Origin of the sequence: Pseudomonas sp. B21-015 (assembly GCF_024749285.1) — a bacterium.
In the GTDB taxonomy this organism is placed as follows: Bacteria; Pseudomonadota; Gammaproteobacteria; order Pseudomonadales; family Pseudomonadaceae; genus Aquipseudomonas.
In genome coordinates this window covers 3,224,255-3,248,639 of record NZ_CP087196.1, presented here as the reverse complement: position 1 = coordinate 3,248,639, position 24,385 = coordinate 3,224,255, and the positions used below count along the sequence as shown (strand labels likewise).

General features: G+C 55.3%; 24 protein-coding genes, 1 tRNA gene and 5 pseudogenes. 18 read left to right on the top strand and 12 right to left on the bottom strand.

Annotated elements, in window-relative coordinates; genetic code table 11:
- Positions 1 to 5 precede the first annotated feature (5 nt).
- The 8 genes from LOY38_RS14475 to LOY38_RS14440 all read left to right on the top strand — a co-directional run bounded on the left by LOY38_RS14475 (position 6) and on the right by LOY38_RS14440 (position 7,178).
- Positions 6 to 101, top strand: a tRNA-Sec gene (locus LOY38_RS14475).
- Positions 102 to 422: 321 nt separating this feature from the next.
- Positions 423 to 1,388: a tripartite tricarboxylate transporter substrate binding protein gene (locus LOY38_RS14470; RefSeq protein WP_258700607.1), complete on the top strand. Its 966-nt coding sequence runs from the start codon at positions 423 to 425 to the stop codon at positions 1,386 to 1,388.
- Between the two features lies 1 nt (position 1,389).
- Positions 1,390 to 1,881: a tripartite tricarboxylate transporter TctB family protein gene (locus LOY38_RS14465; protein ID WP_258700606.1), complete on the top strand. Its 492-nt coding sequence runs from the start codon at positions 1,390 to 1,392 to the stop codon at positions 1,879 to 1,881.
- Positions 1,882 to 1,905: 24 nt separating this feature from the next.
- The gene (locus LOY38_RS14460) at positions 1,906 to 3,414 is read left to right on the top strand and encodes a tripartite tricarboxylate transporter permease (protein WP_258700605.1); all 1,509 of its coding nucleotides are present in this window, start codon (positions 1,906 to 1,908) and stop codon (positions 3,412 to 3,414) included.
- Positions 3,415 to 3,731: 317 nt separating this feature from the next.
- A complete protein-coding gene (locus LOY38_RS14455) occupies positions 3,732 to 4,034 on the top strand; it encodes a hypothetical protein (protein ID WP_258700604.1) in 303 nt (100 codons plus the stop codon).
- 372 nt (positions 4,035 to 4,406) lie between these two features.
- Positions 4,407 to 5,909 (top strand): sensor domain-containing diguanylate cyclase, encoded by a 1,503-nt coding sequence (locus LOY38_RS14450; RefSeq protein WP_258700603.1) that lies wholly within the window; start codon positions 4,407 to 4,409, stop codon positions 5,907 to 5,909.
- 197 nt (positions 5,910 to 6,106) lie between these two features.
- Positions 6,107 to 6,751, top strand: coding sequence for an ATPase (locus LOY38_RS14445; RefSeq protein WP_258700602.1), 645 nt, complete (start codon positions 6,107 to 6,109; stop codon positions 6,749 to 6,751).
- Between the two features lie 85 nt (positions 6,752 to 6,836).
- Positions 6,837 to 7,178 carry a hypothetical protein gene (locus tag LOY38_RS14440; protein WP_258700601.1) on the top strand — a complete coding sequence of 114 codons (342 nt, stop codon included), beginning with the start codon at positions 6,837 to 6,839 and terminating at the stop codon, positions 7,176 to 7,178.
- A 140-nt stretch (positions 7,179 to 7,318) separates the two neighbouring features.
- On the opposite strand, the pseudogene LOY38_RS14435 reads toward LOY38_RS14440, so the two are convergent.
- Positions 7,319 to 7,594, bottom strand: a pseudogene (locus tag LOY38_RS14435) (amino acid transporter); the annotation flags it as partial.
- Between LOY38_RS14435 and LOY38_RS14430 the strand changes: the two are divergent.
- Positions 7,587 to 7,724 (top strand): annotated as a pseudogene (locus LOY38_RS14430) (Lrp/AsnC family transcriptional regulator); the annotation flags it as partial. The pseudogenes LOY38_RS14435 and LOY38_RS14430 overlap by 8 nt on opposite strands.
- Before the next feature lie 31 nt (positions 7,725 to 7,755).
- Here the strand turns inward: LOY38_RS14430 and LOY38_RS14425 are convergent.
- The 3 genes and pseudogenes from LOY38_RS14425 to LOY38_RS14415 all read right to left on the bottom strand — a co-directional run bounded on the left by LOY38_RS14425 (position 7,756) and on the right by LOY38_RS14415 (position 10,509).
- Positions 7,756 to 8,406: an MliC family protein gene (locus tag LOY38_RS14425; protein WP_258700600.1), complete on the bottom strand. Its 651-nt coding sequence runs from the start codon at positions 8,404 to 8,406 to the stop codon at positions 7,756 to 7,758.
- Between the two features lie 844 nt (positions 8,407 to 9,250).
- Positions 9,251 to 9,685 (bottom strand): annotated as a pseudogene (locus tag LOY38_RS14420) (right-handed parallel beta-helix repeat-containing protein); the annotation flags it as partial.
- Positions 9,686 to 9,954: 269 nt separating this feature from the next.
- Positions 9,955 to 10,509, bottom strand: a complete 555-nt coding sequence (locus tag LOY38_RS14415; RefSeq protein WP_258700599.1) for a TetR/AcrR family transcriptional regulator — start codon at positions 10,507 to 10,509, stop codon at positions 9,955 to 9,957.
- Positions 10,510 to 10,635: 126 nt separating this feature from the next.
- Between LOY38_RS14415 and LOY38_RS14410 the strand changes: the two genes are divergently transcribed.
- Together LOY38_RS14410 and LOY38_RS14405 are read left to right on the top strand one after the other, a co-directional pair.
- Positions 10,636 to 11,256 carry a DJ-1/PfpI family protein gene (locus tag LOY38_RS14410; RefSeq protein WP_258700598.1) on the top strand — a complete coding sequence of 207 codons (621 nt, stop codon included), beginning with the start codon at positions 10,636 to 10,638 and terminating at the stop codon, positions 11,254 to 11,256.
- Positions 11,257 to 11,494: 238 nt separating this feature from the next.
- A complete protein-coding gene (locus LOY38_RS14405) occupies positions 11,495 to 12,025 on the top strand; it encodes a DUF2867 domain-containing protein (RefSeq protein WP_309475879.1) in 531 nt (176 codons plus the stop codon).
- A gap of 207 nt (positions 12,026 to 12,232) precedes the next feature.
- On the opposite strand, the gene LOY38_RS14400 is transcribed toward LOY38_RS14405, so the two are convergent.
- On the bottom strand, positions 12,233 to 12,754 hold the full coding sequence (locus tag LOY38_RS14400) for a GNAT family N-acetyltransferase (protein WP_258700597.1): 522 nt from the start codon (positions 12,752 to 12,754) through the stop codon (positions 12,233 to 12,235).
- Between the two features lie 228 nt (positions 12,755 to 12,982).
- Here LOY38_RS14400 and LOY38_RS30195 point away from each other — a divergent pair.
- Positions 12,983 to 13,100: pseudogene (locus LOY38_RS30195) on the top strand (site-specific integrase); the annotation flags it as partial.
- A 32-nt stretch (positions 13,101 to 13,132) separates the two neighbouring features.
- Here LOY38_RS30195 and LOY38_RS14395 read toward each other — a convergent pair.
- Positions 13,133 to 14,410, bottom strand: coding sequence for a sugar MFS transporter (locus tag LOY38_RS14395; protein WP_258700596.1), 1,278 nt, complete (start codon positions 14,408 to 14,410; stop codon positions 13,133 to 13,135).
- 301 nt (positions 14,411 to 14,711) lie between these two features.
- Positions 14,712 to 15,874, bottom strand: a protein-coding gene (locus LOY38_RS14390) for an IS3 family transposase (protein WP_258696306.1) whose coding sequence is annotated in 2 segments (ribosomal slippage) — positions 14,712 to 15,619 and positions 15,619 to 15,874 — 1,164 coding nt in all. Because the reading frame shifts where the segments join, the coding sequence is not laid out codon by codon here.
- Positions 15,875 to 15,938: 64 nt separating this feature from the next.
- On the opposite strand from LOY38_RS14390, the pseudogene LOY38_RS14385 reads away from it, so the two are divergent.
- The 3 genes and pseudogenes from LOY38_RS14385 to LOY38_RS14375 form a co-directional block, all read left to right on the top strand.
- A pseudogene (locus LOY38_RS14385) lies at positions 15,939 to 16,145 on the top strand (transposase domain-containing protein); the annotation flags it as partial.
- A gap of 124 nt (positions 16,146 to 16,269) precedes the next feature.
- Positions 16,270 to 16,722: a GNAT family N-acetyltransferase gene (locus LOY38_RS14380; RefSeq protein ID WP_258700595.1), complete on the top strand. Its 453-nt coding sequence runs from the start codon at positions 16,270 to 16,272 to the stop codon at positions 16,720 to 16,722.
- A 225-nt stretch (positions 16,723 to 16,947) separates the two neighbouring features.
- Positions 16,948 to 17,163, top strand: coding sequence for a hypothetical protein (locus tag LOY38_RS14375; RefSeq protein ID WP_258700594.1), 216 nt, complete (start codon positions 16,948 to 16,950; stop codon positions 17,161 to 17,163).
- A gap of 349 nt (positions 17,164 to 17,512) precedes the next feature.
- Here the strand turns inward: LOY38_RS14375 and LOY38_RS14370 are convergent, their stop codons facing one another.
- Together LOY38_RS14370 and LOY38_RS14365 are read right to left on the bottom strand one after the other, a co-directional pair.
- Positions 17,513 to 17,980: a hypothetical protein gene (locus LOY38_RS14370; protein WP_258700593.1), complete on the bottom strand. Its 468-nt coding sequence runs from the start codon at positions 17,978 to 17,980 to the stop codon at positions 17,513 to 17,515.
- Positions 17,981 to 18,196: 216 nt separating this feature from the next.
- Complete coding sequence (locus LOY38_RS14365) at positions 18,197 to 18,472, bottom strand: DUF2798 domain-containing protein (protein WP_258700592.1); 276 nt, start codon at positions 18,470 to 18,472, stop codon at positions 18,197 to 18,199.
- Positions 18,473 to 18,603: 131 nt separating this feature from the next.
- On the opposite strand from LOY38_RS14365, the gene LOY38_RS14360 reads away from it, so the two are divergent.
- Together LOY38_RS14360 and LOY38_RS14355 are read left to right on the top strand one after the other, a co-directional pair.
- Entirely contained in the window at positions 18,604 to 19,545 is a 942-nt protein-coding gene (locus LOY38_RS14360) for a LysR family transcriptional regulator (RefSeq protein ID WP_258700728.1), read from the top strand.
- Positions 19,546 to 19,691: 146 nt separating this feature from the next.
- Complete coding sequence (locus tag LOY38_RS14355) at positions 19,692 to 20,462, top strand: class I SAM-dependent methyltransferase (protein WP_258700591.1); 771 nt, start codon at positions 19,692 to 19,694, stop codon at positions 20,460 to 20,462.
- Between the two features lie 209 nt (positions 20,463 to 20,671).
- Here the strand turns inward: LOY38_RS14355 and LOY38_RS14350 are convergent.
- Both LOY38_RS14350 and LOY38_RS14345 read right to left on the bottom strand, forming a co-directional pair.
- Positions 20,672 to 21,834 (bottom strand): IS3 family transposase gene (locus LOY38_RS14350; protein ID WP_258696306.1). Its coding sequence is split into 2 segments (ribosomal slippage): positions 20,672 to 21,579 and positions 21,579 to 21,834, totalling 1,164 coding nucleotides; the frame shifts between segments, so codons are not numbered across the junction.
- Between the two features lie 51 nt (positions 21,835 to 21,885).
- Positions 21,886 to 22,413 carry an NADPH-dependent FMN reductase gene (locus LOY38_RS14345; protein WP_258700590.1) on the bottom strand — a complete coding sequence of 176 codons (528 nt, stop codon included), beginning with the start codon at positions 22,411 to 22,413 and terminating at the stop codon, positions 21,886 to 21,888.
- A 276-nt stretch (positions 22,414 to 22,689) separates the two neighbouring features.
- Between LOY38_RS14345 and LOY38_RS14340 the strand changes: the two genes are divergently transcribed.
- Positions 22,690 to 23,124 (top strand): GNAT family N-acetyltransferase, encoded by a 435-nt coding sequence (locus LOY38_RS14340; protein ID WP_258700589.1) that lies wholly within the window; start codon positions 22,690 to 22,692, stop codon positions 23,122 to 23,124.
- A 332-nt stretch (positions 23,125 to 23,456) separates the two neighbouring features.
- On the opposite strand, the gene LOY38_RS14335 is transcribed toward LOY38_RS14340, so the two are convergent.
- Entirely contained in the window at positions 23,457 to 24,329 is an 873-nt protein-coding gene (locus LOY38_RS14335) for a hypothetical protein (protein WP_258700588.1), read from the bottom strand.
- Between the last annotated feature and the right edge of the window lie 56 nt (positions 24,330 to 24,385).

Here is a 24,385-nt window from a genome sequence, read left to right as displayed (position 1 = left end):
ATCAAGGAAGGCAATCGCGCCCGGTGGCGCGGCCGGGCTTCAAACCCGGTTGGGGACGGCATCCGTTCCCGGGCAGGTTCGACTCCGGCTGCCTTCCGCCATTTGGTAGAACACAGGGACAGGCGCAATCCCTGTGGGAGCGAGCCTGCTCGCGATAGCGGTGTATCAGCTGATAGAAATGTTGAATGTGAGTCCGCCATCGCGAGCAGGCTCGCTCCCACAAGTTTGCGCACCTTAACTTACCGGCATTGGGGTTGCCCCCTCGCCACAGGCCTGCAGTTGTCATGCATTAGGGGCAGACAGACCATTGAAAGCACACCAACAAACACAACTATGACCTACGCTTATTCCAGACGCATGTTCAACGAACAGGGGCTCTTCCCTGATCGAAAACAACAAGAACAGCTATCCGGAGACGACTCATGTTTGCATTGGCCCGTCGATTCAGCAGCAACCTCGCCGTTTTAGTTACCGCCGCCGCGCTTGCATCACCGGTTTTTGCGCTGGACACCGTCAAGTTCATGGCCCCGGGCTCGGTCGGTGGTGGTTATGACCAGACCGCACGCGTCCTGGGCAAAGCCATGGTCGAGGCGAAAACGGCAAAGTCCGCGACCTTCGAGAACAAGGGCGGCGCCGGTGGCACCTTGGGGTTGGCGCAATTTGCCAACGGCACCAAGGGCGACGCCAATGCCCTGATTGTGGTCGGCGCGATCATGGTCGCGGCCATCGAGCAGAACAAACCGCAAATCACCTTGAAGGACGTGACACCGATCGCACGGCTGTTTACCGAATACAACGTGATCGCCGTACGCGACGACTCCCCGTACAAAACCCTGGATGATTTGATCAAGGACTTCAAAGCCAACCCGTCCAGCATCAAATGGGGCGGTGGCTCCAAGGGGTCGATCGACCACATTGGCATCGCCGAACTGGCGAGCAAAATGGACGTCCCTGTCAACAAGGTGAATTACGTCGCCTTCGCCGGTGGCGGCGAAGTCGTCGCCGCGGTGCTGGGTGGCCACATCACGGTGATCACCGGCGGCTACGCCGAGCTTGCCAAATACGTCCAGTCCAAACAATTCCGTTTACTCGCCATCGGCGCGCCCAACCGCGTTGAAGGCATTGATGCGCCGACCCTCAAAGAGGCTGGCTACGACGTGACGATCGGCAACTGGCGTGGCGTTTACGGCGCAGCGGGCCTGACGCCTGAACAGCGCAAAGAACTGACCGAAGCCGTCCTGACCGCGACCAAAAGTACTGTTTGGCAAGAAAACGTAAAAACCAATGCATGGTCACCGAGCATTCTGACCGGCGATGACTTCGGCAAGTTCGTCGAGGAAGAACATGGGCGCCTGCGGGCGATGCTGGTCAAAGTCGGGCTGCTTTGAGATGGCCGGGCGCTGGAAAGTCATGCCGGCCCAACTGGCAATTGGCGTCGCTGTAGTCGCCATCAGCGCGGTATTGGCGTTCGGCGCCTCGCGATTTCCTCCCGAGATGGGCTTCGTCATTATGGCAGCCTACGTCTATCCCTACGCCGTCGCGGCGTTTCTGGGCGTCGTCGGTCTGTTGCTGTGCTATCAGGCGCTCACCGGTGGTTTTCGCAACCTTTCCGACGACCACGAGACTACCCAGGCTCAACCCGGCGGCAAGGCCGGGGCGACCTGGGTCACAGCGGGGCTGGTGGGCGTCGCTTTGCTCATTTCCTACATCGGCTTCGTATTGGCCGCTGCACTGCTGTTTGCCTGTTCGGCACGCGGTTTTGGTAGTCGCAGCCCGGTGCGGGACCTGGCCATCGGTATCGCCCTGACGCTGCCGATTTACTGGCTTTTCACCGCCGGGCTAGGGGTTTCCCTTCCGCCCTTGATCAACGCCTGGATCTGATCCGGGCCGAAGGAGGTCGACAAGGTGGACATTCTCTCGAGTCTGGCAACCGGCTTCGGTGCCGCGTTGGCGCCGATCAATCTGATGTGGGGTTTTATCGGCTGTCTGCTGGGCACCGCGATCGGTGTTTTGCCGGGAATCGGACCGGCGCTGACTGTCGCGTTGCTGTTGCCGATTACCGCCAAGGTCGATCCTACCGGGGCGCTGATCATGTTCGCCGGCATCTATTACGGCGCTCAGTTTGGTGGCTCGACCACCTCGATTCTGCTCAACACCCCCGGAGAGTCGTCTTCCATGGTTACGGCCCTGGAAGGCAACCTCATGGCCCGCAACGGGCGCGCAGGCCCGGCCCTGGCGACAGCCGCTATCGGTTCATTTGTCGCCGGCACCATCGCGACGATCTTGCTGACGCTGTTCGCTCCACTCGTTGCCACACTGGCGCTGAAGTTCGGGCCGGCGGAGTATTTCGCGATTCTGGTACTGGCATTCACTACGGTGTCGGCGGTGCTCGGCGCATCGATGCTGCGCGGCTTTGTCTCGTTGGGGATCGGGCTGACCATCGGCATGATCGGCCTGGACTCGACCTCGGGCATTGCCCGCTACACCATGGAGGTGCCCGAGCTGGTCGATGGCATCGAAGTGGTACTCGTCGCGGTCGGGTTGTTTGCCGTCGGTGAAGCCTTGTACAGCGTGCTCTACCAAAAGGAAGAAACGGGCAGCCGACATCGCCTGACCTCGTTGTGGATGACCCGCGCCGACTGGAAACGCTCGATTCCCGCGTGGCTACGGGGCACCTTGATCGGTTTTCCCTTCGGGTCGATTCCGGCCGGTGGCGCGGAGATTCCGACGTTTCTGTCGTACTCGACCGAACGCAAACTCAGCAAGTACCCGAAAGAGTTCGCGGCCAGCAAAGGCGAGGGCGCCATCGAGGGGGTTGCCGGCCCCGAGGCGGCCAACAACGCGAGCGCCACCGGTTCGCTGGTGCCGCTGCTGACCCTGGGCATACCGACCTCCGCCACGGCGGCGATTTTGCTGGCCGCGTTCCAGAACTACAACCTGCAACCGGGGCCGTTGCTGTTCCAGACCTCGGGCGACCTGGTCTGGACGCTGGTGGCTTCGCTGTACATCGGCAACGCTATCCTGCTGGTGCTGAACCTGCCATTGGTGGGCCTGTGGGTCAAACTCCTGCAGATTCCACGACCGTACCTGAACGCCGGGATTCTGGTGTTCGCCACCATCGGCGTGTACGGCATGCGCCACTCAACGTTCGACTTGTTTCTGATGCTGGGCATCGGCTGGGCCGGGGTGTTGATGCGGCGTTTCGACTTCCCCGTCGCCCCGGTGATCGTCGGCATGCTGCTGGGCCCGATGGCGGAAAAACAACTGCGCAACGCCTTGTCCATCAGTCAGGGCGACTGGATGATATTTGTGACACAACCGATTGCGGCGTCGGTTCTGGTGTTGACGTTGTTGGTGCTGCTGGTGCCGTACCTGCTGCATAAACGCGGGATCAAATTGCATGAGGATGATTGAGTGTTGATCGTTCCCACGCGAGCGTAGGAACGATCAACTTTGTGGCGCACAACTTTCCAAGACGTTTCCTACAACGTACCCTGTTGCCGCGTTTCGGTATCGACCCCTATAGTTCGGGCTCGCGGAAAACACCGCGAACGACCTTGGCCGGTCGGATACAGGAACGTTCAGCTAGCCAACACCTTTGTGTTATGGCGGCTGTGCGTGGGACACCTTCGGGTGTGCCGGTTCCTGTCCGGTCGGCCAACCCGCGTACGGCCGCCACCTTCTTCGTTTGGCCGCGAATGGTGGTAGCTCTAATTACAGGAGTTACATCAATGTACGACCAAGTCATGCCACGTTACCTCCCCATCGACACCTATGACGCCGAAACCCCGGTGCTCTTCATCAACACCCACAAAGAACTCAGCGACTTGGCCGCCTGCGCCATGCACCGCTTTACTGTTGTTCGCGATCTGACCGACACCTTGTCCAGCCTCAACCTCACAGGCATTTCCGACTGCGACCTGACCCGCGTCACCCGGGCGGTGCACCTGCTGACGCGTGAAGGTTGCGCAATACTGGATGTGATCCAGGCTCGGGCGTTGCAGCGGGAGGAGGGGTTCAAGACTGCTGTTTAGCGGTGTAACGACGGACGCCTTCGCGGGCAAGCCCGCTCCTACACTGAACCGTATCCACCCCGAGAACGCGGTCATATGTGGGAGCGAGCCTGCTCGCGATGGGGCCTCAAGATCGCAGCCTTCGGCAGCTCCTACGCCGACCGGGTACACCCGAGGAGTCAAAGTCGTACGCATATCCGCCGTGCGCCACATCTGCCGTTGGCGGTATCGGCTTTCATTGAGCTGGTGATGGAGAAGCTGAGGGTGGAGGCATTCCCGGCGCAAGGCAACATTGAGTAGGTCTGACCTTTCCATGCATCAGCAGTGCTGTGCGAAAGCCCTCTATAATGCGCAAGCCTTTGACACAAGTGTATTCAACCGCCCGGTACTCCCTTGAAACGTGATCTTCGACTTGCCACTTTCCTGATCTTCCTGGTGTGTGTATCGGTGGTGCTGCTGACGGCCTGGCAAATATGGACAGCCCGACAGAACACCTTGAGTGATATCAGAACCGACACATTGAATCTGACCCATGCACTCAACACTTACACCGAGGGCACCTTCAAGCAAAGTGAAGTGCTACTGCTGGGCCTGACTGAAAGGATCGAGAAAGACGGCAGTGGCCCGCAGCAGCTCGAACGGCTGAGCCTGTTGATTGAGCAAGAGATGGATGCACTCCCGCAATTGAATAGCGTGGTGCTGTATGACGCCCAAGGGGACTGGGTATTCTCGACCAGCAAGCCGTTTTTACCCAATAGCAACAACGCGGATCGTGCGTTCTTCCAGCATCACCGCGACACTCCGGATCGCGGCATATTTATCGGCCCGGCGATTCTCAGCCGGGCCACATGTGCCTGGGTGATTTCGGTCAGTCGACGCATCGATCATCCCGATGGAAGTTTTGCCGGGGTGATCGCCGCAACTATCAGTCTCGAGCACTTCCTCAAACTTTATCGAAGCATTCACGTGGGGCAATTCGGCGCGATCAGTCTGACCTCAGGCGAAGGGCGCCTGCTGGTGAGGTATCCCTTTCAGGTGGAAGACATCGGTCGTGATTTGTCTCGTGCGCCCATATTTTCCGAGTACTTGCGCAACGCCTCATCAGGCACCGCGGACTTTGTTTCGACAGTCGATGGTGTCCATCGCCTCTATGCGTTCAAGAGAAGCGACCAATACCCCATCGTGACGACGGTAGCGGTGGGCCAGGCCGAGGCGATGCAAGCATGGTTGAGCCAGACAAAACAATCTGTCGCGGTGGTGTTGCTGCTACTGGGACTCTTGGTTGCGTTGGGGCGCAGGTTGATTTCCCACATCAGTCGGCGTATCCGGGCAGAGAATAAATTACTCGCCACCCAGACCACGCTGATCGAGCTTAATCAGACACTGGAGATTCTCGCCAGTGAGGACACGCTCACCGGTCTCGCCAACCGCCGCCATTTCGATCAGTTTCTGGCTATCGAACTCAAACGCTCCAAGCGACTCGCAAGCCCTCTGTCACTGATCTTGATCGATGTGGATTTTTTCAAACGCTACAACGATCACTACGGGCATCTCGCGGGGGACGAATGTCTGCGCGTGATTTGTCAGGCGATCAAGCACTGTGTCCGTCGTCCAGGTGACATGACTGCTCGCTACGGCGGAGAAGAAATAGCCATTGTGATGCCCAATACGGACGGGGCTGGAGCTCGCACGGTGGCTGAGGCGATCCTGTCGGGTATCGCGGCCGAGGGATTGGCGCACCTGGCGAGTCCGTTCGGGATCGTGACCGTGAGCCTGGGGGTGGCGACTTATGTCGCCGACGGCAACGACCCTGATGACAAGTCACTGATCGGTCGTGCAGACCGCGCGCTTTACTCGGCAAAGTCGCAGGGTAGAAATCAGCTGAGCGTCGCGTGATCGAGGAGGCACCTGGAGGAAAGAGCGAACGCAAGAACTGAAGCCGTGTTTTGTCGTTGTGATTGAGTGTGAGCAATCTGCACGCGGCGCAACTATCGGTTCAAGTAATAGTGACAATCAAGAAACGCAAGTTCTGCTTGGTCAGGTAAAGGCGGAAAATCGCCTCCATCGAAGACGCTGCTCAAGGAATTTGCGCGATGAAGACATTGACCCGACTGGCAATTGTCGCCCTGTTGATGGGCGGGGTTGCTACTGCTGCAACTGCCTGCGCAGACGACGCCCAATCGTGCCATTTTCTGCCCATCGCCGGCGCCAGCACCGGGTTGCAGCATTCGCAAACCGTGGGTGTGCTGTACAGCGAAAACACCCAGGACAACCTGCAATACCTTGAGCGTTACCACGATGTGGCGGTGAACGGCGCGCGCGATGCGCTGGATGCGCGGATTCGTGACGCGTTCATCAACAGCTCCGACCCGGAGCTGGCAATTGACTGGCTGATGAACTCGTTGCAGCAGCAGTTCCTGTCCGTCACGGTCTACGACAACCTCGATGCACTGGTGCGGGCCCATCCGGACGTGGTGGTGATGCTCGATACGCATAACCGCCTGCTGACCCAACGCAACAGTCAGGTCGAGGCCCGTTTCGCCGCGCGGTTCTACGACGCCAACCTGCGATACATCGGCAAGGCCGAAGGCGCCGTCGAGAAACAAATGCCTTCGGTCTGGGTACACAGCAGAGCTGCAGCCGAGATTGCCGCTCAGATTGACCAGCAACGCGACCTGCAACTAAGCGCCTTGAAGCAGTTCGATCACTCACTCAAGGCCCTGGTGACCGCTGGCTAGACACCAAAACCATAACCGCAACGACAGCGACCGTGACGCCGAACCGTTGCTCAACGAAACAGACTTTTATTTCAGGACTTCACCGATGCGCCCTTTATTTGTTCCTGCCATGGCTTTCGCCACCTTGCTGCTCTCTGGTTGCGCCTCCGCGCCGAACAACCCGACGCTGACCTTGCAGACGAAAAAAACGCCTGCCGAGTACGCTGATTGCGTGGTGCCGAAGTTGCAAGGCAGCGCACTGAGCCCGACCGTCTCGCAAACCCAACGCGGCTACCGGATCGTGGTGCCGAGCAAAGTCGCCGCGGACAACGTTCTGGAAGCCTACAAAGCCCCGAACGGCGGCAAGGTGTTTTTGTATGAGCGCCACTTGCTGGCGTCGAACTTCATGCCTTCGAGTTTCGAACGTGCCGCGCAGGAATGCCTGTAACCGCTTTTAAAAATGCTCCTTTGGTTGGCCGCAACCAACCAATTTTTTGCCCCGTGCCTCATTCGGTCGCGGGGCTTTTTTTTGCGTGCGGGTTCTGGTGGGCAATGGAGCTATGGCCAATCCATGGCCATGCATTGACTTCAGCTGTGTTGCCCGGCCGCGTGGCTGGCCTGGTTCCTGCTCCTGAAATGTGAGAATTGGTAGGCGATTGCCAACCAAATGAACCATGCGGGCATCACGCACAGTGCAAGGCGGGTGTCTGGCCGAAGGGCAAGCAGGCACAGCACAAATGCAAGGAATGCGAGGGAGAACCACGCCATCGGCACGCCACCAGGCATTTTGTACCGAGATTGTGCATGAAGATCGGGTCTTGCTTTGCGATAAGCGATGTAGGACGCCAGGATGGTCGACCAGGTGAGTTACAGTGACTTTGTCGAGAGCGTATTGAGGCGACAGCTCGGTATAGCGTCTATCCAATCAAGTCTTGCGTTGCGTGAGGTCAAAACGACCAGTCGTATCGCCATTCCGGGGCGGACAAAGCAGTAAGCCGGCGTGCTGAAGCGTCCAGCCAGAGAACTCAGCCGACCGGCTCGGCCGTACAACTCATTTGCCCTGAGCCTGGCTTCTGGAAAAGGACCACGTTGCCGTCTTGCCAGAAGCTGTAGTTCCCCTGGTAATCCTTGCCGGTGTATCGGGTTCCCGAATCACTCTGTTCCTGGCTCAGGACGATCGAGGTATTTGCCCATTTCAGGTACACGACACCAGGCTGCGTGGTAAAGAAGGTAGCGGCAATCAGCGAGTTAAGCCCTGTACAACGAAAAGCCAATGGGCCTTCGGTGAGTCTGTCTGGGTCCTTGGTTCTCACAATGGCCGAGCCTTGGCGCAGCTGGTGCGCGCGCTCGGCATAACTGCGGATCGTGCACGCCTTGGGCGCAGGCTCGGAGGCACATTGATTGCGGGCATCGATCCAGAACTGCTGGTCGATCATGACCTTGTCTGGACGCGGCACTGAATGCTCATCCGTGAGCGCGAGGCGATAAAGACGCGTCAGTTCGATATCCATCTGCGCCAGTTGCGGATCGCGACAGATCAGCTTTTCGACGGACGCCTTTGTCTCGGCACAATCGAAGCTGGTCTTGAAGGTTGGCGCAGCCTTGACACAGGTGCTCGCCGCCGCGCACACGCTGGCAGCGAGTAGACAGGTGAAAAGGGCCGTGACCGTTTTCATGTTGGCTTCACCCAGATCATTACGTGATGCCCGGATTGCCGTGGGATTTATCGATGCGTTGAACAGTTATTCTGTTCGCATTGGTGTATCGCAGTGTAAGTCAGTGCTCAGAACTTGCCATACCGCTTGGTCCAGTATCGGCGCCAGACGGTCGGTTCATGCTGCGTTACCTCTATGGTGTGAGGAGAAAATCAGTCAGACGTCTACCACTACTTTACAGGGTAAGGCTGGATAACGTTTGCGCCCCGTTTCCAGCAAACGATCTATAGTCCCACCTAGAAAGTTGTGTAGCAGTTCATCACGCTCTTGCTCATTCCTTGGGGTAAATGATGGGAAGGGCGGCGGTGGTTTTGGTCCAAGTTCCGCCCTGACACATCTATACCCCGACTTTGTCTGTGTTGGTCTTTGATCTTTCGGGCACTGCAAATCCCCTGTGGGCGAGCTTGACTCAGGCTGTGAAATCGCTGGTGTGCAGCTCCTGGACGCCCACCAATTGGATTTCGAACTCGGGGGTGGCGTCGGCATCGACACTGCCGTAGAGAATGCCATCGGCAAAGCGCAGTTGGCCGGTGGCGTTGGCAGGGTCGAAGGCGCTGCTGCCGATGAAGGTGAAGGCGTCGACTGCGGCGAACAGCGTGTTGTCCAGCGCGTTGCCCGTACCATTGGCGGCGCCAGTGCTATCGATATACAGACGCTCGACGTTGTTGCCGAGGGTGTAGGCCGCCAGGTTGCTGTGCACGCTGTCGATCCCACCAGACACCGCATTGCTGTTGATCTCGATCACGGCGTCGTCGGCGTTGTCGACATAGTAGGTGTCGTTGCCATCGCCGCCGGTCATGGTGTCGGCGCCGTTGCTGTACACCTCGCCACCGGTGATGGTGATGTTTGTGGGGGAGGGGATGTCCTCACTGCCGCGTTGCACCACGATGCCATTGCCGCCGTTGCCGTAGGCGACGTTATTGGTCATGGTGAAATCGTGGGTGCTGGTGACGACGTTGAAACCGTGGCGGTCGTTGTCGTAGGCGATGTTGTTTTCGAAGGTGCTGTTGCTGAGGAAGTCAGCAACGAAGCCGTCCAGGCCGTTGCCGTGGGACACGCTGTTCTTGATGACCATGTTGACGGTCTGCTCGTGGGGGTCGAAACCGTACCCGGAGCAATCCTTGATCTCGACGCTGTCGAGGGTAACGTTGGAGTCGTAGCCAGCTTCGCCGGGAATGTAGCCGTTGAACCAACCGTCGATCTTGCCCGTAGTGCTGTCACGGTTGCCGTCGATGGTGAGGATGGTGCTGTGGGAGACCAATGGCGTGCACTAGAGCTGGAGATTGGTAGATCGCGTTAGCTAGGCGGCTTGCCTTGAAGGGAATGGCGTTCAAGCAGCCATTCGGTGAAGGAATTGAGTGCTGTCGAGATTTTAGCTGCCGTTGAGGTTGGATTTTTGGCGTGCTTTAAAAAACTCGATCTCAGGTCTCATCTTCGGTGCTAGCCGGAGGAAATGCTCCACATGATCCACAAGTGTAAAAGGCCATGATTGGTCGTGCTCCACATGACTTAGGCCCGCCACGGTGGAAGAGCCCTTTCGAAAAGTGAAAAGGCTCGATGCAGGAGACTGTTGAAGCGAGCGGCATCACGCCGCAGCCCTGCCTGTTGACCACCAATCAGGCACAGATGGGCCACCTGACCAATCACTTCTGCTTCACCTGGCATATGGACCAAGCGGCGGCACGTCCGTATCGCGAAGTCCAGTCGTCTTGCGTCAACACGCTGCTGGAACTCGCCTACCAACGGATCGTGCAGCGACCAGGCTCGGATGGAAACTTCCCGCCCAGGTTGTTTCTCAGCGGCAATACTCAAGTAGCGTTTCAAGGTTTCGCCCGCGCTACGACCCTGCGCCGCATAAGCGAGCATGCGCTCCGTGTAGTCTTCTTCCCAAGCGGCCAGCAAGGTGCGGACAAAGTCTTCGCGATTGCGGAAATGGTGATAGAACGATCCGCGGGTCACATTCAATCGGCGCGATAGACTCTCGGCCGAAACGCCAATATGCCCTATTTGGTCGAGGGCCTCAAAACCAGCCGCGATCCAATGGTTACGAGTTAGTTTTCTCACCAGCTATTTCGCTCCATATTTAGCGCCATACAGACTGTGTATGGTGCGCAACCGATTGATACGCTGCGAACACCAGCAAAGATGGCCGTTGCGTTTTGCACGCCAGCACTTTTCATGGAGCTCGCCTTGAAGAAAATCGTTCTGGTTGCTTTCGACCAATTCACTGATATCGACCTATTCCTGATGTGGGACATTTTAGGCCGCAACACTGAGGACTGGCACGTCCGAATATTGGGTTCTAGCTCTATCGTGCGATCGGCGCACGGCCTGCCTGTTTCGGTGCACGGTCCGCTTTCCGAGGCCAATAGTGCCGACGCGGTATTGTTCGTCAGCGGCAAGGAAGGGGTACCCGCTGCACTTGCCGCCCCAGATTTCCTGCCGTCGTTTGAACTTGACTCCAGACGCCAGCGAATCGGCTCCATATGCGCCGGAGCTTTCATTCTCGAACGGCTTGGGCTGCTCAGCGGCCAGGCAACTACACACCCGGATGCACGATCGGGCTTGCAAGCTCTGGGACTTGAGCCCATGGACCAGCCTCTTGTATGCCAGGGGAACGTTGCAACCGCTGGCGGATGCCTTTCGGCGCTCTATCTGGTGGGATGGTTGGTTGAATCCTGGTTCGATGTCGACAAGCGCCGTGCGACGTTGCTCCCTGTTCTGCCAGCTGGGCAGCAAGAGCTCTATGATGCCTTGATCGGGCTCAGTATCCGACAAGGAGAAGTTGGCGCCTCAACAACATCCAGTTAATCCATGCTCGCTCAGCGAGGCTCTGGACCTCATCCTCCACTATGCAGATACCTCGTGTGCTTGGGAATGAGCAGTGAGCGCGGTTGTCCCTGTCCGGCTTGAAAGTCGGTAACCGTCACTTCTAAACTAGAAGAGCACTGACAGGGCGACGAGGCGTGTCATACGACAAGCCATTGCAACAAGAAACGTGACATGGCATGCCGCCTAATTAGTAGTTAGATCTCAGGAGAGATCCCCGATGCCCAGAGAGTTCGAGCTCATTACCTCCGTGCCAGTCCCCTCGAGGTCCGGCATCTCCCACTTTTACAAGTCGATGAACCTAGCGGATGCTTTTGCGATTCGGCTCCCTGCGGGCACATCTAGCAATCCAGATTTGCTGGCTCGATTCATCTTTTCCCACCAGCCATCCTGGATCGGATGGCTCATGAAAGTCCGAGACACTATCGTTGCCTGTTTCGGTCTCAAGACAGCCAAACACTTGGCATCACTTGCTAATCGGATTGGAATCTTCAAGGTCTACAGCACGAACCAGACTGAAATCGTGTTGGGAGAGGACGACAAGCACCTCGACTTCCGGATATCGATCCTATGTTCTGGAGAGGCAGAGCCAGAAGGCAGTCGCCAACTCGTTGTTTCAACCGTGGTCCAGTGCCACAACCGTCTAGGTCGGGCCTACATCTTCGTTATTGCCCCATTTCACCGCTTGGTTGTTAAGGCCAGCCTCCTGCGTGCAGCGCGCGTCGGTTGGCCTCTGGCTACCTGCCCCTAGGCTGAGAGCGCTGCGCGGTGAGTTTTCTTCTGAATCGGCCGGACAGTTACCAGGAAAATAGCTTTTGCCAGCCATGAAGCCAACTACCAACAGCGGCGCATATCGTTGCCTGAGCCCCCGATCGTCGTAAGTGTCCGGTAAAGTCATCTGGCTTTTTCCGCGTTGTCGCTTATGACAACCAACCGACAGGGAGGTCATCGAATATGCCTATCGGGAAAGTTCACATGCCATTGCTACCATTCCAATTTCAACCAGGTCAGTTTTGAAAGGGATTTCACCGATTTCTTGGAAACCGAAACCCTCATAGAATCGCCGCGCATTTGAGTTGGTCTTGAGTACGTCAAGCCACAGCAAGCGTTCTCCGCGCTCTATCGCTCGGCTGCAAATGAAGTGCAAGAGTTGTTTCCCATAACCTCGTCCTGCTTCGGATTTGAGAAAGTAAATTTTTTGAAGCTCCGCGCCCAATTCGCCAGTTAAAGGCGCAGGCGTTGACCAGTTAACTTTGGAAAAGCCTACGACCCTACCGCTTTCGTCTGAGGCTATAAGCCACAAATGGCAAGCGGAGGATTCGAGTGATTTGCCGAGCGAGTTAGGGGAAAAGTCTTGATTAAGGAAGTCCTGCATGCCGGAGAGAGACCAGATGTCCGAAAAATGCTCTTGGTAGGTCTCACAGCCGATTTCACGTAGAACATCTAGGTCGGCTTTAGTAGCTTCACGAATATTAATCATATTTCTCACCTGTTTATTTGTATACACACGGGCATCACGCCATGCCAGAGGGTTCGAGAAGACCTTCTGGAAAGATCGAATGCTTGCCGCTCAGACTGATCTTGGATACACGTTCGGCGCTCCATTCCGCAACATAGAGATTACCCGCTGCGTCGAAAGCCATACCGACCGAAGAGCTGAATCCACCCCACAACTTTTCAGGCGCAGCCGTGAGGTGATGTCTGAGAACTGACTTGGGAAGCCTACGGACGTCGTCTGTACGACTACTTCGCCTTCTTGGAAGCCAATGGCCTGGGATGAAGAGAGCCCTGCTCACGGTCTGAGCGTCCTATCTCGTTACCGGGACTGACCAATGGGCTAGCCGCGCGCCAGGGAATGCTAGTGCTTCGGAGCGCGGGCATACCAACCGTAGATTGCGATGCCGGCATAACAGGTCGCTGGCACGCTCAACGCCAGCGCGAGCGTCGAGAGGTCGGCCGCATACCCTGTCAATGGCGGAATAAATGCCCCGCCAACAATGGCGCAACAGAACAGGCCCGAACCTTCTGCCGCGCGATGACCGAGCCCTGCGGTCGCAAGGGTAAAGATCGTCGGAAACATGATGGAGTTGAACAGCCCGACGGCCAGCAGCGACCATCCGGCAACAACGCCTTGTGTGGTGGCAGAGATCGTCAACAGCACAATGACTGCCGTGGCGGCAAAGACCAGCAGTTTCCCGGGAGCGAAAGTGCGCATCAGCGCCGAGCCGATAAAGCGGCCAACCAGGGCGCCACCCCAATAGAAGGCAACATGCTTGCCTGCGGCTTCGGCGGGAAGGGCCAGGGTTGTCGGCAGCATGAGGTAGTCGGTGATGAGACTGCCAATCGTGACTTCGGCTCCGACATAGAGAAATATGCAAACGGTGCCGAGTGCAAAGCGCGGCTGCTTTAGAAGGTCGAGCGCAGCGAGTGGATTGAGACGTTCAGGTCTTGTTGACGGTTGCAGCTCATTTCTTTTCAGCCAGACGATCAAGGCGACGATGCAGATGAAGAGCGTAATGCTTGCATAGGTGTTGCTGATCACGCTGGCTTCCTGCGACAGGAAGGACGTCAGTTCTGCTGGCGACAATGCGGAGGTATCTACCGCATTGAGGGAGCCCAGGATCAGTATGGCACCCAGGTAGGGTGCGACCGTGGTTCCCAGCGAATTGAACGCATGGCCGAGTGTGAGGCGGCTAGGGGCCATTGCGGCGGTTCCGAGCAGTGAAAGCAGCGGGTTCGCAACGACCTGAACGGTTGTCACGCCAATCGCAAGCACAAAGAGGGCGCCGAGGAAGGCTGGAAACAATGCGGACTGGGTGGCAGGAATGAAGAGCAGGCATCCACCAGCCATCAGCAGCAACCCGAGGACGGCCGCTCTCATGTAGCCGATTCGCGAAATGAGCAGGCCTGCGGGTATGGCGAAAATGAAATAGGCAAAAAAGAATGACGACTGCACAAGCATGGCCTCGGTATAGCTGAGGCTGAAGAGGTGCTTGAGTTTTGGCACCAGGACATCGTTAAGGCTGGTGATGCTGCCGAGGATGAAAAACAGCGCGAACACGTAGGTGCTCATCCGTTGGGTGTGGGGTGTTGCCAAACTGTTGGTGACAGTCGCGCTAGCACTAGCGTTCGTCATCACGGGCTTCCTCTTTCTTGTGATTGTTACTTTCAAGGAAAACTCTATCGAGTCTCAGGCACCTTGACAGTGAGACAGCGCTATCTTTGTGCGATGAAGTACTCGCCAAAGGAGGGTGCGCTGCCATCTGATTTTTTGTCTGTAGCCGCTACCGCTCACCCAAAGTCCGGGGCCAGTCGTTAGAGGGCGCTACCTTAGTGCCTGACTTTTCGTTTGGCAAGCCGCTGGATCTCTTGGGGGTTATGCCGAGATAAGGGGTAAATTCGCTCATTTGGGCTGCAGCAGAGCCGTGGTGTAGTGGTCAACTAATCCCGGACACGACGTTAAGTTTTTTCTCGGCCTGAGCTGGGGCCAGCCCATCGTTGAACTGGTGCGGTCGAATCCAGTTGTACCGATGCATCAGATAATGACTGATGTCTCGATGCGCTTCTTGAGCCGTCATGTAGCCCACGGTCGGTATCCATTCAGTTTTCAAGCTGCGAAAAACGCGCTCCATCGGCGCATTATCCCAACAGTTTCCACGACGGCTCATGCTCTGGCGCATGCGGTAACGCCAGAGCCGTTGGCGAAACTGGCGGCTGCCATATTGCGAGCCCTGATCCGAGTGAAACAGAAGTCCTTGAGGCCTGCCACGCTGTTCGTAAGCCATGTCCAACGCCTTGATGACCAGATCCGCATCCGGCTTGTTCGACAGCGCCCAGCCCACCACTCGGCGCGCGTAAAGATCCATAACGACAGCCAGGTAATGCCATTTCCCTTGAGCCCAGATGTAGGTGATGTCGCCACACCAGACCTGATTCGGCGCCGGCACATCAAACTTTCGATTCAAGATGTTCGGAATGTCAGGCCGTTCAACCGTCGCTTGTTTGTAGGCATGTGATCCAGGTTGTTTGCTGACCAACTCCAGTTCCCGCATCAGGCCTCGCACCTTGAACCGCCCAATTTGCTCGCCGTCTTCCTGCATCATCGACACGATGCTGCGGCTACCGGCGGCGCTTCGACTTTGCGTAAACAGTTCGTTAACCCGGCTGCGCAACCGCAGCCGCTCAACGTCTGGAGTTCGGCGCCTGAGGCGGTGGGCGTAGTAACACGAACGAGTGACATCAAAGACTGCGCAAAGCCAATCAACCGGCTCTTGGGGGCTCAGTTGATCAATCAGCGCGTGCGCTCGTGCTCTTCCGACATCAAGAGCGCGGTAGCCTTTTTTAAAATGGATTTCTCCCGTTCAAGGCGAGCGATTCGAGCTTCCAATTCCTGGATTTTCTGCTGCTCAGGCGTCAGCGCCTTACTCTGCGGAGTCACGCCGCTGCGCTCCTGCTGGAGTTGATTAACCCAGCGACGCAACGCGGACTCGACCACCCCAAGCGAGCGGCTGGCTTCGATATGGCTATAGCCTTGATCGAGCACGAGGCCTGCGGCCTCGCGTTTGAATTCAGCGGAAAAGGAACGACGTTGTTTGGTCATCAGACACCTCTATCTGGCGAGCATTCTCGCCTAAATGGGTGTCCGGTTTCATTAGACCACTACATGGGCACCTGGACGCTCGAACTGGTTGTTCGCCGGGTCGCTACGCAGCGGTAAGCGGGCGGCGGCGATCATGAGCTTGATCCAGTCTGCGCGGCTGAATGGGCATGATCCGTATGCCTATCTCAAAGATGTGCTGACGCGGCTACCGACACACCGAGCCAGTGAGGTCGATCAACTGCTACCGCACCAATGGCACCCAACTGTTTGAATATTTGAGCCTACCGCTGCACGCTAGCCTTGGACATTATTAGGCACTAATTTTGGGGTAACGCTTTCGTTCGTAAGTATAAGGTGCGTTAGCAGTCCACATACTTTCAATTCAAGGACATCGAGTGCAACAGGTAGAAATCAAGCAAGTCATGGCGCTTCCCCAGCAGATTCTGGCGCTGGAAAAAGAGGCGAGCCTGGAGGGATTCAGATTCCTCACACGCCTGATCACCGAATGGAATACAGGAGAGAATCGCTTCGATGCACCTGGCGAATGCCTCATGGCCGCCTATCTGGACGGTTCTTTGGTGGGAGTTGGAGGCCTTTCAATTGACCCGTATGCTCAGGAGGACATCGGCAGGTTACGGAGGGTTTATGTCTCAGGGTCATCTAGGGGGCAGAACATTGGAAGATCCTTGGTAAACCAACTTTTGGAATACGCCGCTGGACGATTTCGTGTTGTACGTCTTTCCACTGATACCTCAAGCGGAGCCGCATTTTATGTAAGTTGCGGCTTCCAGCTATTAAATGATGATCACGCCACTCATATGAAGATCCTTACGGATACGCCTTCCTGATGGCATGTATCTACCTACGCTGACACAAACGTCTTTGTCTGAAGGTCGAAAGATGTATTCGCCACCCGCTTACGTTGCTACAAGCGTAATCGCCCCCTCAGGTTGTCCCTCCAGCTAGCATCAAATGATGCCGGAGCCGGTGATTCAAGCCAGTTCGTGCAGCTGAAATACTGACGAAGCATTCTGGCCATATGATTCGCGTCACTGAAATCCAGGGAGTTGGAGATGAATCGACCATCAAGAAGCATGCGCAAACTGCTCGACGCCGTTGCCACCCACAATGAGGCAGCGGCGCTTGATGTGATGCGTGCTGCTGAGCAGCTCCAAGACGAAGTGCTACGTCAGCGGTTGCTCAATATGATTCACCGGCTCAACCAAGACGCCAATGACTTGCGAATGGCGCGCGACGATATCCAAGGCGGAGCCATCAAGCTCGCATGACCCGCGTCCACTACTTAAAGCTAGTCCGCCTAAGCCACACTTTGGGTCGCGTGATGAACAGCTTTATTTCAATCCCGGCAGCGCTGAGCCCTCCATCGCTTACAGCCAAAGCTGCTGCTAGACAGAACGCTTACATTTGCTAGGAATCTGTTTGCGAAATTGCACTCCACTTGGCCACCTGATTGCATCGGTACTGACCACTCGTTTGCATTGCACTTGACCAGGCGTTTGCATTGGATCTGACCACCGATTCCATCGGATTTTACCAGCACGCTTAGTCAACATGATCGGCAGAGAGCTGCCCATTGCTGCCGGTGGTGACAGGCAGTCATCGACCCTTAGCTGCCGCTCATGAAGTCGTGTCCCAATAGAAATGGATGTACTCATCTTCATACTCTGCGAACAGCGAAACGATGAATTCCGTTTTCATTGAGTACATCAATAGCGCTCCTACAAAACCGGTCGACTCATGCAGCGGTTGTTGGAGCGGAGCGATCAATCCGATCGCCTGATCCGCAACCATCTGATTGAAAACAGCTTCAGAGATTTCCTCAAACTGAGCGTCGGAAACGTATCCTGGGAAATAACTTTCTCCTCCAGGCCGCCAATCCATCCATTCCGCGAAAAGCCAGAAATTTAATCCGTTCTCCCCTTGCCGCTTGCGGGCACGAGTTACCCTGATGCACTGCTGAGATTCCTCGCTTCGAAAAGCGATTCCTGGATAAACGACGTAATAGAGACCGGGGCAACGATTGTGCGCTGTCCAAAAAGTCAGTTGCTCACTGGAGAGTTGATCAAAGTCGCTTCTGTCGAACATGGAAGAACCTAAGGTTTACGTCGCGCTAATGGGCAAGAGCGCCCCATAGTAGCAAAATGCTTTCAATGATGTTTTTCGGGAACCGTCCGCTTTTGGCCGACTGCTGCCCTCCATGAAGGGCAGCTTTGGGTCGATTCCGACCTGTGACGGCCGGCAACAGTCGACCCAATAGGGTTGTCCACAACGCCCCATCAATTGGGCCGCAAGCGGCCGCCCTTAACGATGTGGGTGTACAGTCAAAGACACCAGTTTGAGCACAATGGGGCGAACGACGAGTATGCACAGGAATGCCACTGGCATGGCCAATTTATAGGCGTGCAGCGCATTACTTAGGTAATCGATCTCAATACCGGAATTTGCCGCAGTGATCACGAATGACATCAAGAGTGCCATGATTGTGGCCATATACAGTGCGAAAACATAAGGCGTAGCGCGAACCGAGAGCTTACGCTGGTTGAAAAATAGAGCTTTAGAGGATGTTTTTGGATTCATATCAGACCTTTTTGATCTTCGATTGATAGGTGATGAACACCATAGCAAGATCAAAAATTAGCAACTAGACGGCTAGCAGTGGTTGCTTTATAAACAAAATCTTATGAATGACTCTTCTCGCTGGGACAAAGATGAACCTGTTAGGGGCGATTGCTAGCTTTATCAAGGTGGTTGAAGCGGGCTCCATCGTGGGCGCGGCCAAAACCCTGGGCGTCAGTGCGGCAGCCATTAGCCAGACCATAAATCGCTTGGAAACCCACCTAGGTACGCGCCTTCTCCAGCGCACCACGCGTAGCATGGCGTTAACCGAAAACGGCGTGGTGTACTACGAAAAAGTGAAACGCATAGCGCGTGATCTCGAATCGGCGCAAAGCGCGATCACCAGCGCGCAGACTCAATTCCAAGGGCGACTGTGCATCGCTTCTACCTCCGCTTTCGGGCGGCATGTGTTGGCATCACTAATCGCCGGCTTCGCTGCACGTTACCCACGCCTGACACTTGAACTCTCAACCACAGATCGCAAAATTAATCATATTCAAGAAGGCATTGATCTGAGCCTGCGGATAAAACCACAACTAGAAGAGGGGATCGTCGCTCGCAAGATTGTTTCAGTCCCTTTTATCATCTGCGCGTCACCCATCTATTTGGAACGAGTCGGCTGGCCACGCGATCCTGAAGAACTCCAACACCATGCCTGTCTAGCGTTTCGCTACCCGCTAGACGGACGCTTTCTACGTTGGGGTTTTATCCGGGATGGGCAACGTTACGACGCTACTCTCAATGCGACCGCAATCAGCGACGATATTGACGCTCTAGCCCAAATGGCCATCCGCGGCGCGGGAATAACCCGTTTGGCGGAGTTCGTGGCGGCGCCCTATATCGAAAGTGGCCAACTCGTTCCTCTGTTTGAACATCGCCACGCTTCAACTTATGCCTACGCTGAACCGCTCGATATTTATGTATGCGTCCAGGAGCGCGCCGCCATCACACCCAAGGTCAAAGCTTTTATGAATTATTTGACTGAACATTTGGAAATGCGCTGGCCGATGGAAAATACCTTTACGGCGTCCTGATACGGTGCTTTGTAAGCGTCCGCCAATCACGTGTTGCCTGACAAAGATATGCAGTGTGATTGCTGACAGTGACGACGTATGTGGGTGATGATCTAAACACGCCGCATAATGTGTGTATCGCTCATTCACATAGAGGGTCGCTGGAAATGACAATTGTTCATAAGGCTGCTCAGGTAGGTTTCTCAACAGAAGCCAGTACCTATACGCAGGGGCGCCCGGACTATCCAAGCGAAATACGTATATGGTTTAGAGATGCGTTGGACATCAGCCCTGGATCGACGGTTATTGATTTAGGAGCCGGTACCGGCAAGCTCACTCGACTGCTGGATTCAATGGAAATTGATGTCATTGCCGTCGAGCCGGTCAAGGCTATGCGAATCGAGTTTGCCAAGCATCTACCGGACGCTAAGATTCTGGAGGGAACGGCCGAATCTATTCCCCTCGAGGCTGGAGCGGCGCAGGCGCTCATATGCGCCCAGGCCTTCCACTGGTTCGCGAATGAAACAGCGCTCAGTGAGATTCACCGAGTGCTCAAACCGGACGGCCGGCTCGGACTAATCTGGAATGTGCGTGATGAGTCAGTGGACTGGGTGGCTGCCATCACTAAAATCATCACTCCCTACGAAGGCGATACCCCACGCTTTCATACTGGAGACTGGCGACTACCGTTCAAGAGAGGCTACTTCTCGGAGCCCGAATTGACCTGCTTTAATTACATCCATTCAGGCAGCGCCAAGTCTGTCATCTTGGATCGCTTCCTGTCAGTGAGCTTCATCGCGGCTCTACCATCCGAAGAGAAAGAGGTGGTGGCCGATCAACTGATGACTTTGATTCAGACCCATCCGGCTCTGCGCGGGCGTGAGACCATTGAGTTCCCTTATCAGACCCACGCTTATTTATGTCGCCGTCTGGATTGAATCAGGCCGTTTCAACTTAAAAGTCCCCATTTTTGCGGCAGCAGCTCGGTAATCTCACTGCCGACGCAGCGGGCTAGTGAAATCGCTGAATTGTTGCCACATAACTAGGCACCGTCACCCACCCACCGCCGCCCAAACGCTTACTATCGACTTAACTAGCGGAATCTCTGTGAAGATAGCCCGCTTTTTTTGCCATCGATTTGTAGTGGTCAACTAATCCCGGACACGACGTTAAGTTTTTTCTCGGCCTGAGCTGGGGCCAGCCCATCGTTGAACTGGTGCGGTCGAATCCAGTTGTACCGATGCATCAGATAATGACTGATGTCTCGATGCGCTTCTTGAGCCGTCATGTAGCCCACGGTCGGTATCCATTCAGTTTTCAAGCTGCGAAAAACGCGCTCCATCGGCGCATTATCCCAACAGTTTCCACGACGGCTCATGCTCTGGCGCATGCGGTAACGCCAGAGCCGTTGGCGAAACTGGCGGCTGCCATATTGCGAGCCCTGATCCGAGTGAAACAGAAGTCCTTGAGGCCTGCCACGCTGTTCGTAAGCCATGTCCAACGCCTTGATGACCAGATCCGCATCCGGCTTGTTCGACAGCGCCCAGCCCACCACTCGGCGCGCGTAAAGATCCATAACGACAGCCAGGTAATGCCATTTCCCTTGAGCCCAGATGTAGGTGATGTCGCCACACCAGACCTGATTCGGCGCCGGCACATCAAACTTTCGATTCAAGATGTTCGGAATGTCAGGCCGTTCAACCGTCGCTTGTTTGTAGGCATGTGATCCAGGTTGTTTGCTGACCAACTCCAGTTCCCGCATCAGGCCTCGCACCTTGAACCGCCCAATTTGCTCGCCGTCTTCCTGCATCATCGACACGATGCTGCGGCTACCGGCGGCGCTTCGACTTTGCGTAAACAGTTCGTTAACCCGGCTGCGCAACCGCAGCCGCTCAACGTCTGGAGTTCGGCGCCTGAGGCGGTGGGCGTAGTAACACGAACGAGTGACATCAAAGACTGCGCAAAGCCAATCAACCGGCTCTTGGGGGCTCAGTTGATCAATCAGCGCGTGCGCTCGTGCTCTTCCGACATCAAGAGCGCGGTAGCCTTTTTTAAAATGGATTTCTCCCGTTCAAGGCGAGCGATTCGAGCTTCCAATTCCTGGATTTTCTGCTGCTCAGGCGTCAGCGCCTTACTCTGCGGAGTCACGCCGCTGCGCTCCTGCTGGAGTTGATTAACCCAGCGACGCAACGCGGACTCGACCACCCCAAGCGAGCGGCTGGCTTCGATATGGCTATAGCCTTGATCGAGCACGAGGCCTGCGGCCTCGCGTTTGAATTCAGCGGAAAAGGAACGACGTTGTTTGGTCATCAGACACCTCTATCTGGCGAGCATTCTCGCCTAAATGGGTGTCCGGTTTCATTAGACCACTACAATTTGCTGCTTGAATGCTTCAAGTGCGGAAACAATCAGTGGGCGGATCGTTGGATCATTTGCGATGGTATCTGCACTCAATTCCGTGGAAAGCAAATTTACGGATATTGATGCTTCCTCCACGATACAAGCCGACATTGTTTCCAGAACCAGCCGCAGTGCCGCCTGCGCGTGCGAAGCCCGAGGTGAAGCGTTGAAAAGAGCAACGGGTTTGCCTGGGAACTCCTCAGAGCTAACGAGCCAGTCCAGCATATTCTTGAATGAGCCGGGAATTCCGCGAGCGTACTCAGGGCAAGAGATCAGAACGCCGTCCGCGTGGGCGATACTGAAGCGTAAGCCCATGATGGATTCAGGAGGAGTTTCCGTGAAGTCCGGGTTGAAATGAGGTAACTGGCCAACCTCGTGATAATGCGCTATCGACAGCCCTTTGGGACAGAGAACCTCAGCTGCACGCAATAGCACTGAGTTGGAGGAGGCCTCGCGAAGACTCCCTGAAACTGCAAGCAAACGCACCATGTCAACACTCTCCCTGATTTGTAGGGCGGGGAGTGTCGCATGAGGGCCACTTACTGCACCATCATTGGCCCTACCACCGGAGTCAAACCCTATGTCCTGGTTTCGCAGGGATGACCAGATGGCTTTGCCAGACGCTTACGGATGAAGCGCTTCATGGACGATCCCTGTGTAAATGCTGACTATTCTAAGCCTCAATACCGCGAATCAGCGCAGCAACATCAAAGCTGCTTCTGCTAGTCTGCTGGGCCAGACAGTTAACAAAGCCAGGCTCAATCAATGTTCAACATCCGTGTCATGACCATAGACGATTACGATGCGGTCATCGATCTAATGAGGCGTACCCCAGGCGTTTCCTTCCGTGATGCCGACTCTCGTGAGTCAACCTCGAAATACTTAGAGCGAAATCCCGGGATGAGCTTCGTTGCTGAAGTCGGAGCCGTTCTTTGCGGTTGCATCATGTGTGGGCACGACGGCCGCAGAGGATATTTGCAACATTTGGTTGTCCTTCCTCGGTATCGGCGGCAAGGCATAGCAAATGCGTTGGTAGAGCGCTGTCTTTCGAGTCTTGAGAAATACGGAATACTTAAATGTCATCTTGACGTTTTCAAGAACAATGTAACAGCTGCTAACTATTGGCACAGTCAAGGTTGGCAGCTTAGGTCTGATATCGATCGGTATTCGTTTATCCGATCGGATAATGAGAACGTATGACCGAGCGACTGGCACCTAGCCTGTGAAGGGCGAGCTGCGATTGTGTTTTTACACACTCTGGGCCAGAAACCGCCAGTGGTGTGACTGTCTACTGTTTCTACCACCTACGGAAGCAAGGTCAATTCGGTACCATCAACACAGCTAGCGTCATGTTGATGAACTCTTCATTTTTCTGATCGTGTCCAGCGCACCACGCACGTTGCCTCCAACTTCGTAATTACAGCTCATGGGGGCGTGGTGGCGCGCCTAACGCTCATGCTAGGAAAGAAAGAGGAGGAGGGCACGTATTTCTTCTCCATCAACGATATCCACTGCATGGAATACGAGTTTGGTTAGAAGATTGAGGATCTTCGCAAGGTAGAAAATGTGAGGTATTGGAATTTTTCTGCAGCCTCTTTGATCTGGAGATCCTCAGACTTGAGGGCCATTCTGATCAGTTCTTCTCTGCATTTCCTCGCAAATTTCCCGTCAGGTGATGTCGCAAACAGCCTGTGTGGAGGTATCGGCATTTCAGGATCCAGCCCCAAATGCCTCAGATATCTTTCAAAAATCAAGGTGAATTGTTTACCCAAGGCTTTGAATTCACCTCCTGGTAGCGTTTCTCCCCATTTGCCATCAAAGTTTTTAGAAAATTGGTTGCGTAATCCAGGGCTACTCCGCGTGCCTATCAATCGCCGTCGCTTAAGCCTTGAACTCCTAGCGAGTGCAAAATATACAAGCGTGATTATTTTGTAGGACTCACTGTAACGTAAGTCTTGAAGATTACTCAGATACCAATCCATTTCATAATCTGTCAATTTTGGCGAATTCTTCGAGTGCAGGGACTTACCTTTGAGGATTGGTATGGATCGGCTTGAGGAAATTTCATGATAATAAAAGTCATAGAATTTATTCAGAACGGCCTGCGCGAGACCAAGTTGGCGTGATGCGTCACGAGGTAACGAAAGGAACGGCCGCCAGTCAGGGTTGATCATCCAGTTCTGGTAACGCTCCAATGGATCCGCGAGGAATTTTGAACATGCTTTCGTAGTGCACCAGTCAGGCGGCGGATTGCAGAAAAAGGACGCGTACTGAAGGAGACCATTGGATTCTAAATCCAATAATGAAATGCCTTGAGAGAAGCTCCAGTTTAGAAGGCGCTCGAAGTGTGTGGTTTCGAAATAGTAAGCCTCAGAAGCTTGCTCAGGATTCCAGCTATGCGCCAACCATGCCAGATATCGTTGGCAGTCAAGCGCTGACAAATGGACGGCTGGAAGCTGTG